The following is a 14,781-nucleotide window of genomic DNA, read 5'->3' as shown; positions in this document are numbered from 1 at the left end:
GCACTCTCTCCTCCTCCGAGGCAGCCGTAAAATTACCTGAGTCGGATGAAAACGCTCTACCGTCTCCTCTTTCTCGATCTCCTGAAAATCAGCCTGACGAGTACGGCCATTCTCACTTTCTTCCTGGTATTGGCCAACGTATTCCGCGATGTTGCCGACCTCATCATCCATCACGACGTCCCCCTCTGGGTGATCGCCAAGCTCGTTCTCTCGCTCGTCCCATTCGTGTTGACCTTCACCCTGCCCTGGGGGCTTCTCATGGCCGTCCTCTTTCTCTTCGGTCGGATGTCGCAGGACCACGAACTGATCGCCTTGAAATCCGCGGGCATCGGGATCGGCCCGCTGCTCGCCCCTGTCATCTGGTTCGCTCTCGCGTACAGCCTCTTTAGCTTTTCCATCAACGCGTATGTCGGACCCAAGAGCCGTCATGCGTTTAAAGAGATCTTTTCGGACGTTCTCTTACAAAATCCTCTCTCGTTCTTCGAAAGTGGAAAGTCGGTCGACCAGTTCGACGGCTTCCGGCTCTACGCAAGCAAACGCGCGGGCGCTCGTCTCTACGACGTCTATATTTGGGAAGTCGACAGCGCCTTCCGCCCCCTCCGCGCGATCCGGGCGGACGAGGCAGAGATCGACGCCGACATCCCCCACCAGCGGATCATCCTTACGCTGCGGAACAGCCGTCAGGAGGAGCGGAGCGTGGCCAACCTCGAGGATGTGCATAGCATCGTCGCCGGCTCTCGCGCCCTGCAGGTCCCCTACGAAATCTCGCTGGGCACTCTCTTCGATCGCCTGACCGTCCGGAAGAGCATTGGGCTTTCCACTTTGGCCGAGATCGGACAGCAAGTCCTGGGCAATCGAACTTCTGCCCTGGATCCCAACCCCACGCCGCTCCTGACCGAACTGCAAAAGCGTCTCGCGATTTCCCTCTCCTGCTTTACGTTTGCCATCGTCGGCGTGCCTCTGGCCATCCAGGTGCACCGGCGGGAAAGCTCCGTGGGCGTCGCGCTGAGCTTGGTGATCGTGCTCGCCTACTACGCGATCGTCCTCTTGGCGGACGCGCTCAAGGCGAAGACCCCTCTTTTCCCGGAGCTCATCATCTGGATGCCGAACATCGTCTTCCAGGCCATCGGCTTCCTCTTGATTTGGCGGGTAAACCGGAGGTAAACGCTCGCGAGACAATCGCCGCCCGTGCTCTCTTCCCTACGCCCTATGGAACATACGGTTCGTCCGGTTGGAACTGGGGAATTTCCGGAAAGTAGGGCTCCGGGGTAAAGGGTGGTTCGGAGGGCCCTTTGGGTGTTCCCGGCTCCTCCTCCTCCCCATGCGATGTTCCCGGTTGATGACCGGGCCGCATCTCCGGCTCCTGACCCGGTTCCGGATCGTCGTCCGATTGGAGCCGCTGGATACCCTCCGCAGAGAAGCCGAAGAGCTTGCCGGGACCGATCGACAGGGCACCTCCGAGCAGGCAGCAGAGCAGGATGGCGCGAAGGGCTTGGATTTTCATCGGAGAGGAGCTTTCGCCGAACCAAGCAATCCAGCACTCTCCCCTTCCCAGCGTCAAGGAATTTTGAACTCTTCGGAAGAGCGCGTCAGGTTCCGAATCGCCCCCTTTTCTACCACCACGAGGTCTTCCAAGCGCACGCCGCCGATCTCCGGATAGTAGAGCCCAGGCTCAACCGTCATGACTTGGCCCGCCTGAAAGCGGCCGGCCGCGAAGCGAGGCGGCTCGTGGATCTCCAGCCCCAGACTGTGCCCGGTTCCATGGAAGAAACCGACCCATCTGCCTCCACGGCGCTCGGTAGGATAGCCCGCTTGGGCGAAGCGCCGGAGAAGTTGATGATGCATGACCCGCCCATTCACGCCTTCCCGCATCGTCTCCAATACCCACCGTTTGCCGGCCGCAACCGTGTCGTAAAGGCGTTGCAATGCTTCCGACGGCTCTCCTTTGACGAAGGTGCGGCTCAGATCCCCGTAATAGCCACTCGCCTGGCTCCGGGGAAAGAGGTCGATGACAACCGCCTCGCCGGCATGCAAGGGTCCGCTCCCCTGTTCATGGGGATCGCAGGCCTGCGTTCCGCCCGCAACGATCGACTGCTCGGCGATCCCGCCTCGCCGCGCGATCACCGCCTCGATCTCCCGCCGCAGCCGCTCCGAGGTCAGATCCTCCTCGTTCCATCGGAGCTGCCCCTTTGAGTCCGGACGGCTCTCTCGAAGAATTTCCCGCGCTCGCTCCATTCCCGCTTCGGCGGTTCGCAATGCTTCGGTGATCCACCCGATCTCCTCTTCGCTCTTCCGTTGACGCTCGGGGAAGAAAGATCCCTGCCGAACGCGGAGCCGCAACCCTTGCTTCCTGGCCCGATCGGCAACTCCCAAAGGAAAGGTTTCCGGGACCTCGGCAACCCGAAAACGAAGCCTCTGCGCCAAAGCCAAGAGAAGCTCCGCCGGATCCGACCGCTTCCCTTCCTCGGGAACGAGCTCTTCGGCCGGGATCAACTCATCCACGCGCGCCGTCCTGCGCGCGCGATCGATCTCCAAAGGACCAAGGACCGCGTAAGTCCGCCCGCCCTTCTCTGCCCAGAAAAACGGATCCGGAACCACTATGCGGACCGCATACCGAAGATCCGCCTCGCGCTCGCTGGAACCGTAAAGAACCCTTGCCATCCGCCGCTATCCGCTCTTCTTCCCCGCCGGATGAGTCTCTGAAGAGGAAGAAGGGACTTTCGGCTGCGCCGCCATAGCTCGCATCGAGTAATCCTTCCAGCCTCCGCCCAGAGCCCGAATCAGGGAGACGAGGGCGATATAGCGCGTGCCCAGGATCTGCACGTCGAGCAGTTGGGCGCTCAGCCAGACGCGCATCGTCGTGTCCACCTCGATGTAGTTGACCATCCCTTCCTTGAAGCGGATGAGCGACACGTCGTACTGCTGCTTGGCGAACGTGACGGTCCGGTTCTGCGCCTCCTGTTGATCGAGGAGAATCTTGATGGCCGCCAGGGCGTCTTCCGTTTCCTGGAAGGCGCTCAGCACCTGTTGCCGGTAGTTCGCCACCGCTGCCTGGTACGAGGCTCGTGCGAACTCGAGTCCGGCCACCAGCCGTCCCCCCTCGAAGAGCGGGACGTTGATGAAAGGGCCGATCGACCATAAGCGGCTCGATCCATTGAACAGGAGAGCAGCCGAATCGCTGAGGAGCGCGCCGACCGCGAAGAGATTCACCGACGGGAAAAATGCCCCGAGCGCCATCCCGATGGTCGCATTCGCGCGGGCCATCTGCCGCTCGGCTTGGGCCACGTCCGGGCGCCGCTGGAGGAGATCCGACGGGAGATAGGTGGGGAGGATCGGAGGGGCGTCCCGCAGGGCGTTGGGGGCCACCCGCACGGTGGAAGCCGGCTTGCCCAAAAGGGTCGCAATTGCGTTTTCGGTCTGGGCTCGCGTCTTCTGCAGGCCGATATACTGGGATTGGGCGGTCGCCAGGTCGGTCTTGGCTCGCGCCAGGTCGAGCTCGTTGGCCACCCCGCCGTCGTACCGGCTCTGAACCAAGTAGAGGTTATCCCGAAAGACATCGACCATGTATTTGTAGACGGCAAGCTGCGCATCGATGTAACGGATCAAGTAATATTGGATCGCGAGTTCCGCGTGTAGGGAAAGGATGACGGTTTCGTAAGCGGCCTGCGATGCCTGTGCGTTCGCCTTGGCCGACTCGAGTCCGCGTCGCAACTGGCCCCAGATATCCGCCTCATAGACGGCATAGCCCGGAATCGCGTACTCCTGCCAGGAAAGAGGCAGACCCACTTGGGTCTGGCCGACCACCTGCCCGTTCACCACAGTAGGTTGTTCGTGCTGGTGTAAGTAGAAAGGCTGATTCTGGGAAAAGCTGATGTTGGAATAAAAGGGAGCGGCTCCCACGGTCGGAAAGAAATTGGCGAGCGCCTGACCCACCTGCGCCCGAGAGCCCGTCGCCTGGGCGAAGGCCAGCTTGATCTGCTGGTTGCCGATGGAGAGCTGGCTTTCCAACTGGTCGAGGACCGGATCGCCGAAGAGCTTCCACCACTCCCCCTTGGCGATCACATCCTGGGGCAACGCTTTCCTCCAGCGGATATTATGGGAGACGCCTTCGGTTTGCGGCTGCGCCGACTGACCATTCTGGCCCGTGCGCACCTTCTCGCTAGCTGCGGACTCTCCCCACTTGAAGCTGGTCGGAGTCTCCACGGTCGGCCGTTTATAGTCGGGTCCGACCATGCAACCGCTGGAAAGGCCGAGTGCGGCCCAAAGAAGAGACGCCCGAAGAGCCGATCTCCGGATTCGTTCCTTCCTCTGGTTTTGATGATTCGGAAGTAAACGTTTACTCACAGGTTTTCCACCGGACTCATTCCCAGGAACATCGGCATATACGTTCCCGCAAGCAGCCGGGTCAAGCGGAAGCTTCCCTTGGCTCAGGCCCTTGGCCTTATTACGATGCCGCGCTATCTTCTCTAAAGCCAAGCCTCCCCTGTCAATGGCAGAATGCTCCTCGACTCTCTTCCCAGCAAACCTGCCCATGCCTTTGCACCTCGGCCGCCCCTGACCTTTTCCCCATGGTAAGCACTTCCCGATCCTGGACAAGCGCGGATGACCTCTAATTCGTCTGCCCCGCAAAGGTCGTCCATCTCCCTCCGCGGAGTTCGGGTCCACAACCTCCGTTCGATCAACCTGGAGATTCCTCGGAGCAAGCTCACGGTGATTACGGGACCTAGCGGCTCGGGGAAGTCGTCGCTGGCCTTCGACACGCTCTATGCCGAAGGCCAGCGACGCTACGTGGAAACGTTATCGCCCTACGTCCGTCAGTTCCTCGAACGGAGGGAAAAGCCGGAATGCGAGGCGATCGAAGGGATTCTCCCAGCAATCGCCATCGGTCAGAGTGGGGGCGCGACCACCTCGCGAAGCACGCTCGGAACGATGAGCGGCATCCTGGATTATCTCAAGTCGGTTTACGCCCGCGCGGGAAAGCTCCACTGCCCCCACTGCCAGCTACCCGTCGAAGAGGCCTCTTCCGCTACGATCGCGCAAAGGATTTCGGAAAAGTTTCCCGGCGAGGAGATCGGAATCGGGTTTCCGATCGAGTTTCCGGAGGGGATGCCCCGGCAGGAGGCCTTCTCCTTCCTGCGGTCTCAGGGCCTTCTGCGGGTATGGGAAAAAGAAAATCTCGTCCGCACGGATGAGGACTCCGGCGCGGGTGTCGTTGCCGACGGCCGACTACTCGTTGCACTGCGCCTGCTGCGTGTCGAAGAGAGGGAAAAAAGCCGTCTTGCCCAGGGAATCGAGGAAGCGATGCGGCTGGGCAAAGGAAAGGTAACGATCCGCACGGCGCGCGGCGAGAGCCTGACCTTCACCGACCGGCGGATCTGTCCCGGATGCGGAGAGGAATTTCCCTCACCGACCCCAGCTCTCTTCTCCTTCAACAATCCGCAGGGAGCTTGTCCGAACTGCCACGGTTTCGGACGGATCGTGGAGTTCGACTGGAACCGGGCGATTCCGGACCCGAGCCGATCGGTGAGAGGCGGAGCGATCCAGCCCTTTCGCTCAGAGTCGTTGTCATGGTGGCAAGGGAAGGTCGAGAAGATCTGCCGGCGCCGAGGGATTTCGATCGACACCCCGTTTTCCCGGCTCTCTCCCGCGGAGCAAGAGTTCCTCCGCGAGGGCGAGCGCCCCGAACAGGACGCGGAAGAAGCCGTGGAAGCCGGATTCTGGTGTGGCGTGCGTGGCTTTTTTTCCCTTCTCGAAAAGAAGGCCTACAAGACGCACGTCCGCGTCTTCCTCTCCCGTTACCGCGACTACCGCTCCTGCCCCGACTGCGCGGGAACCCGTTTTGCGGCCTTAGCGCGCGCCTACCGGCTCCCTTTTCCTTCCGGAGAACTTTCGATCGCGGAGTTCTGCGCGCGGCCCGTGCAAGAGGCGAGGCGGCGGCTCGCCTCCCTTTCGCTTCCGGCGGCCGATCTCGCCACCCGCCGCGCCTGGGAAGAGACCCTGATCCGTCTGCAGTACCTGGAGGAAATCGGACTCGGCTATCTTTCGCTCGACCGCGCGACCCGCTCGCTTTCGGGCGGAGAGATCCGGCGAGCGAACCTGACGATCTGCTTGGGGAACCGCTTGGCCAACACCCTCTTCGTCCTGGATGAGCCGACCATCGGACTCCACCCGCGGGACGTCGACCGGCTGCTTGGCGTGATGCGCCATCTGCGAGACCAAGGCAACACCGTCGTCGTCGTCGAGCACGAGGAGATCGTAATCCGAGGCGCCGATCATCTCGTCGAGCTCGGCCCGGGAAGGGGGTCGGAGGGAGGTGCCGTCGTCTTCGCCGGCTCGCCTGCCGAGATCCTCAATGCCTCCCGCTCCTTGACCGGCGCCTATCTTTCCGGACGAAAGACGATTCCTGTGCCCTCTTTTCGTCGACCGATCGATTCCGCACCTCGGCTTCGATTGTCGAGCGTCCGGGTGCACAACCTCCGCGATCTCTCCGTCGATCTTCCCCTCGGTTGCTTCGTGGCGGTCACTGGTGTCAGTGGCTCCGGTAAAAGCAGCCTCATCCACGACGCCCTCGCCTCGACGCTCCGCGCCGCCCTCTCCCATCCGGACAAGCCGGCGACCTTCCAAGGGGAGACGGCCGCCATTGCCGGATGGGAGGGAATTTCCGCTCTTTACGAGGTCGATCAATCTCCCCTCAGCCGGACCCCTCGGTCGAATCTCGCCCTTTACGCGAAGGCATGGGAGCCCATCCGTGGACTCTTCGCCCAGACTGAGGATGCCCTCTCTCGCGGTTTAACCCCTCTCTCGTTTTCCTTGAATGCGGGCGACGGCCGCTGCCCGCACTGCGAGGGATCCGGTGTCGAACGCGTCGAGATGCAATTTCTCGCCGATGTCTTTCTCCCCTGCCCGATTTGCCAGGGCAAACGCTTCCAGCCGCATGTCCTCGCCGTCCGCTTTCGGGGGAAAACCTTGGAAGAGTTTCTCTCCATGAGCGTAACCGAAGCGCTTCTCCTCCTCGGTCCGGAAGCCACGCGGTCCTTGTTAGAAGAAAAGCTCTGCCGCCAAACGGTTCGCAGACTCGAGGGCCTAGCGGAGATCGGCCTCGGCTATCTCCGTCTTGGCCATCCCTTGAGCCAGCTCTCCGGAGGGGAGAGCCAGCGCCTGAAGATCTTGAATCATCTGGCCGGTGGCATCGACGCCGCGAGCGAACGCACCCAGGCGCGAAGAAAGCGCGGCGGAAGCGCGACTGCCGCGCTTTTTCTTCTCGATGAGCCGACGACCGGCCTTCATGCCGACGATCTTCCCGCCCTCCTGCACCTTTTCCAGCGGATCGTCGATCGAGGAAATACCCTTGTCGTGGTCGAGCACAACCTCGATCTGATCCGCTGCGCCGATTGGGTGATTGAACTCGGGCCGGAAGGAGGTGCCGACGGCGGCAAGGTGGTGGCCGAGGGAAATCCCGATGCCATTGCCTCCCATCCGACGAGCCATACGGGCCGCTTCCTTCGCCAGCGGCTCGCGTGTAACGCGAAGAGGACGGCCCGACTCCGGGAAGGGCTTGCTTCGCCACCCCCGGCCACGGCTCCTGCGCGCCCGGATCGGCTTTCGATCCGAAACGCGCACCACCACAACTTGCAGTCGCTCTCCTTGGACATTGCGCTCGGCAGCTTCACGGTACTGACCGGGGTCAGCGGCTCCGGGAAGTCTACCCTTGCCTTCGACGTCCTTTTCACGGAGGGCCAGCGACGCTATCTCGACTGCCTGTCCGGCTATGCGCGCCAATTCGTCGAACAGATGGAGAAGCCCGACGTGGAGTCGGTGACCGGCCTGCCGCCGACCGTTGCCATCGAGCAGCGGCTCACCCGCCCGGGAACCAAGAGCACCGTCGCGACCGTCGCCGAAATCTTCCCATTTCTGCGCCTGCTTTACGCCCGGCTGGGAATTCCCGCCGATCCGGAAACCGGGGAGCGGGCCCAACGCCAATCCATGGAAGCCCTTCTCGCGGAAGTCGCCCGACGCCTGGTCGTTCCACAACGCCTGCTTGCGCCGCTGGTCCGGGGCCGGAAAGGAAACTATGCGGCACTCGCCCGCTGGGCGGAGCGCAAGAAGGTTCCCGGCCTGCGCGTCGATGGACGATGGGTCGATCCGCACCGCTTCCTGGGGACCCACCGCTACCGAACGCACTCGATCGACGTCTGGCTCGGAACACTTGTACCCGGCTCTCCGGATGCAGAGATCGAGCGTCTCGTGGCGGAAGCCCTCTCTCTGGGACGGGAGAGCGTTCTCTTGGTCGATCCGCAAGGAGCCGATTCGCTCCTTAGCACCCGTTACTTTTGTCCGGGCAGCGGGCGCTCGTTCGACGAACTCGAGCCGCTCCTCTTCTCCTTTCACTCCCCCTTCGGCTGGTGTCCGGCTTGCCAGGGTTACGGTTCGGCACCGGACAGAGAAAACGGGGACGCGGAAGAGGAGGCTCCCTGCCCGAGCTGCCGCGGAACCCGCCTCAATCCTGTCGCCACCTCCGTGCGTCTTCCCCTGGATTCGGGAAAGACCAGTACGGGGCCGACACTCCCCGAAATCTGCCGGCTTTCGGTCAAGGAAGCGACTCATCACTTCTCCCGGATTCGGGCCGTTGGCCGGGAAGCTCCCATTCTCGCCAAGATCGTTCCCGAAGTCATGACTCGCCTCCGCTTTCTCGAGCAGGCAGGACTTTCCTACCTGCAGCTCAACCGGTCGGCGTCGACTCTCTCCGCCGGCGAACTGCAACGCATTCACCTTGCCGCCCAACTGGGAAGCAATCTCCAAGGAGTCCTCTACGTGCTCGATGAGCCAACGATCGGGCTTCATGCGCAAGAGAATGCCCGTCTGCTCGACACGCTGGACGAGCTACGGGACAAGGGAAACACCTTGGTCGTCGTCGAACACGACGAAGAGACGATCCGGCGCGCGGACCGCGTGATCGATCTGGGGCCGGGGGCGGGACGATTCGGCGGCCGAATCGTTGCCGACGGGCCCTGGAGAAGCTTTGCCGGCGATCCTGCCTCGGTGACAGGCCGGCTTCTCGGGTGTCCGCTTCGCCATCCACTCGCCGGCAAGCGTAGACCCTGCGTCCGTTCCGAGAGCTGGCTGCGCATCGAAGGAATCCAGGCGCACAACCTGCGCGATCTCTCCCTCGCCATTCCTCTTGGCAAGCTCGTCGTCATTTGTGGCGTGAGCGGCTCAGGAAAGAGCACCCTCTTGCATCGGGTCCTCTTTCCGGTAGTCCACCGCGCCGTTGCGAGGAGCCAGCCGGATCGCAAGGTGCCGCTACGGCCATGCTGGAAAGCTCTTTCCGGAGTGAATCTTCTCTCCGCCTCCGTGCTGGTCGATCAATCTCCGATCGGCAAAACAAGCCGATCGACTCCAGCAACCTATCTGGGGGTGTTTGACCAGATCCGGGAACTCTTTGCCTCGCTCCCGACCGCCCGGGAGCGAGGCTATGGACCCGGACGCTTCTCCTACAACACCCCCGCAGGACGATGCCCTGCGTGCCAGGGGAACGGCACTCTCGCCGTCGAGCTCCCGCTTCTTCCCCTCTTCCGGATCCCTTGCGAAAGCTGCTCGGGGAGCCGCTACAACCCCCAAACCCTCGAGATCGAATACCGCGAAAAGACAATCGCGGAGATCTTGGAGATGACCGTGGAAGCTGCCGCATCCTTCTTTGCGGGCGTTCCCCGAATCCACCGATCCCTCGAGCTCGTTGCGGAAGCGGGCCTGGGCTATCTGACTCTCGGACAGCCAAGCCCCACCCTTTCCGGAGGCGAAGCGCAGCGGCTCAAGCTCGCCACCGAGCTTGCGGCCTCGCTCGTTCGCCCCCTCTCCCGATCCCTGGAACCCACGGCTCCGAGGGGCTGCCTCTACCTTTTGGAGGAACCGACCATCGGACTGCACCTCGCCGACGTGGAGAGGCTTCTCCGGCTCTCCCAGAGGTTGGTCGATCTCGGCCATACTGTCGTCATCGTCGAGCACCATCTCGATGTGATCGCTGAAGCCGACTATGTGATCGAGCTCGGTCCCGGAGCGGCGGAAGCCGGGGGCCGTGTCGTTGCCTGGGGGCCACCCGAGAAGATCGCCAGGACCAAGAGATCGCCGACCGCTCCCTTCCTGCGGCCCGTCCTGGATCGGGCGGACGCTCCGGGTTGAACAGTGGAACCGGCCCATTTTCGCATTTCCCGAACGGAGCCTTTTGGGCAAGATTATTTTATGAAAGAGTCGCCGAGCATCGCGGACTATTTGACCAGTCGTCTCAAGATCGAGGGAATCGAATATCTATTCGGAGTGCCGGGCGATTACGCCCTACCCCTCTTCTCCGCCTTTCGAAAGGGAGGCATCGAAACCATCAACACGTGCGACGAACAGGGCGCGGGCTTTGCAGCCGACGCCTATGCCCGTGTCCGAGGCATGGGAGCCGTCTGCGTCACCTACTGCGTCGGCGGCCTGAAAATCGTGAACGCGGTGGCGGAGGCATATGCGGAAAAATCGGCGGTGGTCGTCCTTAGCGGCGCCCCCGGGATGGCCGAGCGAAAGAAGGATTCGCTCCTCCATCACAAGGTGCGCAATTTCGAGACCCAGCGGAAGATCTTCGAGGAGATCACGGTCGGAGCGACCGTTCTCGACAATCCCGACACGGCGGCGTCCGAAATCGACCGGTTGCTCGATCTCGCGCGCCGCTACCATCGGCCGGTCTACATCGAGGTGCCGCGAGATCTCATGCTGGTGCCGTGTCGTCCTCCCTCGACGCGGCGGGAATCCGAAGCGAGCGATCCGCAAGCCCTGACGGAGGCATTGGAGGAGGCCCGGCAAATGCTCCTGGCTTCCCGCTGCCCCTTGATTCTGGCCGACGTAGAGCTCCACCGCTTCGGCCTGCAGAAGGAGTTGGTTCAACTTACGGAGACGACGGGAATCCCTGTGGCGGCCACCCTCCTGGGGAAATCGGTCATCGCGGAAACGCATCCCCATTACATCGGAGTCTACGAAGGAGCCACGGGGCGAGCCGAAGTCAACGACTATGTCGAGGCGAGTGACTGCCTCCTCCTCTTGGGAGTCTTTCTTACCGACATCACGGTAGGCGGCAGCTCGTCCTCGCTCGACATGAGCCGCTCCATCTATGCGACCAGCGAGAAGCTCTCCATTCGCCACCACTCGTTCGAAGGAGTCCGACTAGAAGACTTCGTTCGCGGTCTCTTGAAGCTCGGCATTCAAAAACGGGTGTTGCCGGGCATCGCTGCCCGCCGAACCGAGCCGACGACGAGGAGTTCGGCTCGCCCTCAAGACCGGATCACGGTCCAATCGCTCTTTGCGGAGATCAACCAGATCCTGAGCCCCGAAATCGTCGTCATCGCCGACGTCGGCGAGGCGCTCTTCGGCGCTTCGGACCTGGTCATTCGCGAACCGACCGAGTTCCTAAGTCCCGCCTACTACGCATCCTTGGGCTTCGCCATCCCCGCCTCGCTGGGAGCCGCCCTCGCCAATCCGCGGTTGCGTCCCCTCGTCCTCGTGGGAGACGGCGCCTTTCAAATGACGGGCATGGAACTCTCCACCGCAGCTCGCTTCGGCTTGAGCCCAATCGTCGTGCTGCTCAACAATCGCGGCTATTCCACTGAGAGACAGATTCTCGACGGGCCGTTCAACGATCTCCTGGAGTGGAACTACTGCCGGCTGCCTGAACTCTTGGGGACCGGCCGCGCCTGCCAGGTTCGCACCAACCAGGAGTTGGAAGAGACTCTTCAAGCCGCATTGAGCCAGAAAGATTCCTTTTGGCTGATCGAGGTGCGCCTGAACCCTCACGATCGCTCACCCGCCCTGGAACGGTTGGCGAAACGCCTCGCCCCGCAACAGCGGGCCGGCCATTAACGGTTGGGGAAGCGGCCGATCCGACCCTTGGTACGTCGCAGCATCCACCGCAACTCGAGCAGCCGGAAACCGATCCACGGATGGGAAGATGAGAATCCTGATTGCCGAAGACGATCGTAAGATCTGGAAGCATGTGAAGGCAGCCCTGCAGGCCGAGGGTTACACGGCCGAGGTAGCGGAGGACGGCGAAGAGGCTCTTTGGCTGGCGCAAAACTATCCCTTCGATCTGCTCATCCTGGATCTCATGCTCCCCGAGCGTGACGGCATCTCCGTGGTTCGCCAGTTGAGACGTTCCGGATCCCGACTGCCGGTGCTCTTTCTCACCGGTCGTGCAGACGTCGAAGACCGAGTGCGCGGCCTGGACGCGGGGGCCGACGATTACCTGGGGAAGCCCTTCTCCACCCAGGAGCTTCTTGCGCGCGTGCGCGCGCTCCTGCGTCGCCAGAGCCCGACCTTGACGAGCCGATTGCGCTTCGAGGACATCGAGATGGACCTAGTGGCCCGCACCGTCATCCGGGGCGACCAGCACATCGACCTGACCAATCGCGAGTTTGAACTGCTACGTCTCTTCATCGAACACGCGCCAAACCCCGTGAGCAAGGCACTCATTCTGGAGAAGATCTGGGATCGCTGCTTTGATTCGGAAACCACGCTGGTGAACGTCCACGTCAACCACCTGCGCCAAAAGCTCCATCTCCCGGGAAAGGCTCCCCTGCTTCAGACGATCCGTGGAATAGGGTTTGCCCTGCGGCCAGCGCCGTCCCCTTCGCCATGAACCGTCGATGGCTCACGGTGACGGCCGCATTCGGCTTAGGCTTCCTCGGCGTCTCCGCCGCCTTCCATTGGGCTGCCGCCGCGCGCGAGGCGCGCTTCCTGAAAACCGCGGAGCATCGGCGCGAGCTTGTCCGATGGGAAGCTGGCTATGCCCTCACCATGCTTGCGACCTTCCTTGGGATCGGGCTCTTAGTCGCCACCGCCGGTGGACGTCCGCTCCGGGCTCTTCGACGTCAGCTTTCCCTGCTCGATCCGCAAAGCCCCTGGCAGCGGGTCTATTCCGACGAACGGGATCCCGAGGTCGAGGCCTTGATCGAGGAAATCAACCGGCTTCTCGAGCGGGTCCAAGAGGTTCTGGCGGAAGTCGATCGTTCTTCCGCGCGGCTCGCCCATGAACTCAAGCTGCCTCTTACCCTGGCGCGCCTCCGGATGGAACGGGTCGTGGATCGAGTCGATCCAGCCATCGCCGAACAGATCGAGGCGGAGCTCGACCGGCTGGGACATCACCTGGAGCGCGCACTCCTCCTGGCGCGAGCGGAGAAAGGAGGCCTCGTCCTCCGTTGGGAACGGCTTCGCGTCGACGATCTCATGGAAGAACTCTTGGAGGGATTTCGGCTGCTGGCCGAAGCGGAAGGACGAACGCTGGAGCTCCGCACCGAACACGCGGAAGCCGAGGCTGACCCCACCTACCTCAAGCAAATCCTTTACAATCTGGTCTCGAACGCGCTGCACCATGGACGCGGCCCGATCTTCATCCGCCTCCGCTGCGCTCGCGGCCGCATCGTGATCCGCGTCGGCAACCAAATCAAGCGGAGCGGAGGAAAGGGATCCGGGCTCGGCGTGGGAAAACGGATCGTCGCCGCTCTTGTCCACAGCCACGGCAACATGAGGATCGCCTACCGCCTCTTTCGGCAGTGGCACTGCGCTCGGCTGTCGATCTTTCCGAAGACGAGCCGCCAAGGATGAACGGCGTATCGACCTTCCGCGGCATGAGCCAGCCTGCCTGTCTCACAAAGTCGTGCCCGAGGCGCGGCAAATGGGCCTGGATGCAAGGCGTAGGAGAACGCTTTTGAGACATGCCGGGTAGGACAGTCGACGGGACGGGACAGCGGACGACCCTGAAACTTGAAGAAAGGTTAAACTTGCCGCGCCTCCTTTCTTAAAGGGAGCTGTAGTAAGTTCGCCCCAGATTGAAAGAGTGCTCTGGGTGATTCTTGCGGGATCCGCCGGCCGGTTGTCGGTGCCTTCTCGGAGGATCGACGCCAAGCAGGAAAGCGGAAAGGAGAGTTGCCATGATCCTTCTCCAAGAGCGCAAGACTCAAGCAGTCTGGCATCGACTAGGAAGTCTTCCGTTGGAGCTTGCCGGTGCGGCGCCGCAAGCGGCTCTGCTGCCTGTTGCCTCCCTGCCGAAAAGCCGAGGGATCGATCCCTTCGAGGAAGATCCGACCGAGCGACGCGAGCGGACCGCCGGCTGGATGCTCTCTCTCCTTTTGCATGCAGCCCTCATTTTGAGTGCAGGGATTAGCTTAGCCCCCAAGATCAAGCAGGCGATGGTGCCCCTCTCCCCTCCGGCGTCGGTCGACCTAGTGGCGGCGCCGGAGCCGGTGAAGCAGACTGCCGCGGAGCCCCCGCCGGTGAAGCCCGGCGACATGGCGCAAGCAGTGGTGCGCAAGCCGCAACCGAAGAAAGTAGTCGTTGCGCCTAAGCCCAAGGCCGCTCCGGCAGCTGCGTCCGCCACGCGGCCAACCCAGCTCGCGCAACCCGACTACCTGCGGAATCCGCCGCCCGTCTATCCTGACGCTGCTCGGCAGAAGAAGGAGCAGGGGGTAGTCTACGTCTGGGTGAAGATTTCGCCGGTGGGCGGAGTGGAAACGGTGCGAGTGGTACGCAGCTCGGGCTTTTCGGACCTCGATCAATCGGCGGCGGTCGCCGTCGAGCATTGGCGCTTTCATCCCGCCCTGGCGGGAGTGAAGCCGGTCGAGTCCCAGGCGGTCGTGCCCGTTCGTTTCTACCTCCAGTAGCGGAGGCGACGATCTTAGAAGGGCTTCCTGAGCAGTAAGAATGGTTGACAAGGAAGCCCTTCCGGGCAAAGAGAGCCTTAAAAGCCGCGTGTCTTACAAA

The 14,781-nt window shown here is 62.4% G+C and carries 9 protein-coding genes; 6 read left to right on the top strand and 3 right to left on the bottom strand.

Going from position 1 to position 14,781, the window contains the following annotated elements:
• Positions 1-45: 45 nt before the first annotated feature.
• The gene (locus A37A_RS0106515; RefSeq protein ID WP_018290716.1) at positions 46-1,164 is read left to right on the top strand and encodes an LptF/LptG family permease; all 1,119 of its coding nucleotides are present in this window, start codon (positions 46-48) and stop codon (positions 1,162-1,164) included.
• 43 nt (positions 1,165-1,207) lie between these two features.
• On the opposite strand, the gene A37A_RS0106510 is transcribed toward A37A_RS0106515, so the two are convergent.
• From A37A_RS0106510 to A37A_RS0106500, 3 genes are read right to left on the bottom strand one after another with little or no spacing between them, the layout of a single operon-like run.
• On the bottom strand, positions 1,208-1,504 hold the full coding sequence (locus A37A_RS0106510; RefSeq protein WP_155996503.1) for a hypothetical protein: 297 nt from the start codon (positions 1,502-1,504) through the stop codon (positions 1,208-1,210).
• Positions 1,505-1,557: 53 nt separating this feature from the next.
• Positions 1,558-2,661 (bottom strand): Xaa-Pro peptidase family protein, encoded by a 1,104-nt coding sequence (locus A37A_RS0106505; RefSeq protein ID WP_018290714.1) that lies wholly within the window; start codon positions 2,659-2,661, stop codon positions 1,558-1,560.
• 6 nt (positions 2,662-2,667) lie between these two features.
• Positions 2,668-4,344: an efflux transporter outer membrane subunit gene (locus A37A_RS0106500; RefSeq protein ID WP_196799521.1), complete on the bottom strand. Its 1,677-nt coding sequence runs from the start codon at positions 4,342-4,344 to the stop codon at positions 2,668-2,670.
• A 258-nt stretch (positions 4,345-4,602) separates the two neighbouring features.
• Here A37A_RS0106500 and uvrA point away from each other — a divergent pair, with 258 nt between their 5' ends.
• The 5 genes from uvrA (at position 4,603) to A37A_RS0106470 (ending at position 14,681) form a co-directional block, all read left to right on the top strand.
• Positions 4,603-10,176 (top strand): excinuclease ABC subunit UvrA, encoded by a 5,574-nt coding sequence (gene uvrA / locus A37A_RS0106495; RefSeq protein ID WP_018290712.1) that lies wholly within the window; start codon positions 4,603-4,605, stop codon positions 10,174-10,176.
• 60 nt (positions 10,177-10,236) lie between these two features.
• A complete protein-coding gene (locus A37A_RS0106490) occupies positions 10,237-11,886 on the top strand; it encodes an alpha-keto acid decarboxylase family protein (protein WP_018290711.1) in 1,650 nt (549 codons plus the stop codon).
• An 88-nt stretch (positions 11,887-11,974) separates the two neighbouring features.
• Positions 11,975-12,661 carry a response regulator transcription factor gene (locus tag A37A_RS0106485; protein WP_018290710.1) on the top strand — a complete coding sequence of 229 codons (687 nt, stop codon included), beginning with the start codon at positions 11,975-11,977 and terminating at the stop codon, positions 12,659-12,661.
• Positions 12,658-13,626, top strand: a complete 969-nt coding sequence (locus A37A_RS0106480; protein ID WP_018290709.1) for a HAMP domain-containing sensor histidine kinase — start codon at positions 12,658-12,660, stop codon at positions 13,624-13,626. The genes A37A_RS0106485 and A37A_RS0106480 overlap by 4 nt, the downstream gene beginning before the upstream one ends.
• A 326-nt stretch (positions 13,627-13,952) precedes the next feature.
• Positions 13,953-14,681: an energy transducer TonB gene (locus A37A_RS0106470; protein ID WP_018290708.1), complete on the top strand. Its 729-nt coding sequence runs from the start codon at positions 13,953-13,955 to the stop codon at positions 14,679-14,681.
• Positions 14,682-14,781: the final 100 nt, after the last annotated feature.

It is taken from the genome of Verrucomicrobium sp. 3C (genome assembly GCF_000379365.1).
In the GTDB taxonomy this organism is placed as follows: Bacteria; Verrucomicrobiota; Verrucomicrobiia; order Methylacidiphilales; family Methylacidiphilaceae; genus Methylacidimicrobium.
Note: the sequence above shows the minus strand (reverse complement) of the source record. Positions and strands in the feature narration are given on the sequence as shown.

What these genes read in the sequence shown, in the direction of transcription:
- A37A_RS0106515 (WP_018290716.1), top strand. Translation starts at nt 46, where the DNA reads ATGAAAACGCTCTACCGTCTCCTCTTTCTCGATCTCCTGAAAATCAGC.
- A37A_RS0106510 (WP_155996503.1), bottom strand. Translation starts at nt 1,504, where the DNA reads ATGAAAATCCAAGCCCTTCGCGCCATCCTGCTCTGCTGCCTGCTCGGA.
- A37A_RS0106505 (WP_018290714.1), bottom strand. Translation starts at nt 2,661, where the DNA reads ATGGCAAGGGTTCTTTACGGTTCCAGCGAGCGCGAGGCGGATCTTCGG.
- uvrA (WP_018290712.1), top strand. Translation starts at nt 4,603, where the DNA reads ATGACCTCTAATTCGTCTGCCCCGCAAAGGTCGTCCATCTCCCTCCGC.
- A37A_RS0106490 (WP_018290711.1), top strand. Translation starts at nt 10,237, where the DNA reads ATGAAAGAGTCGCCGAGCATCGCGGACTATTTGACCAGTCGTCTCAAG.
- A37A_RS0106485 (WP_018290710.1), top strand. Translation starts at nt 11,975, where the DNA reads ATGAGAATCCTGATTGCCGAAGACGATCGTAAGATCTGGAAGCATGTG.
- A37A_RS0106480 (WP_018290709.1), top strand. Translation starts at nt 12,658, where the DNA reads ATGAACCGTCGATGGCTCACGGTGACGGCCGCATTCGGCTTAGGCTTC.
- A37A_RS0106470 (WP_018290708.1), top strand. Translation starts at nt 13,953, where the DNA reads ATGATCCTTCTCCAAGAGCGCAAGACTCAAGCAGTCTGGCATCGACTA.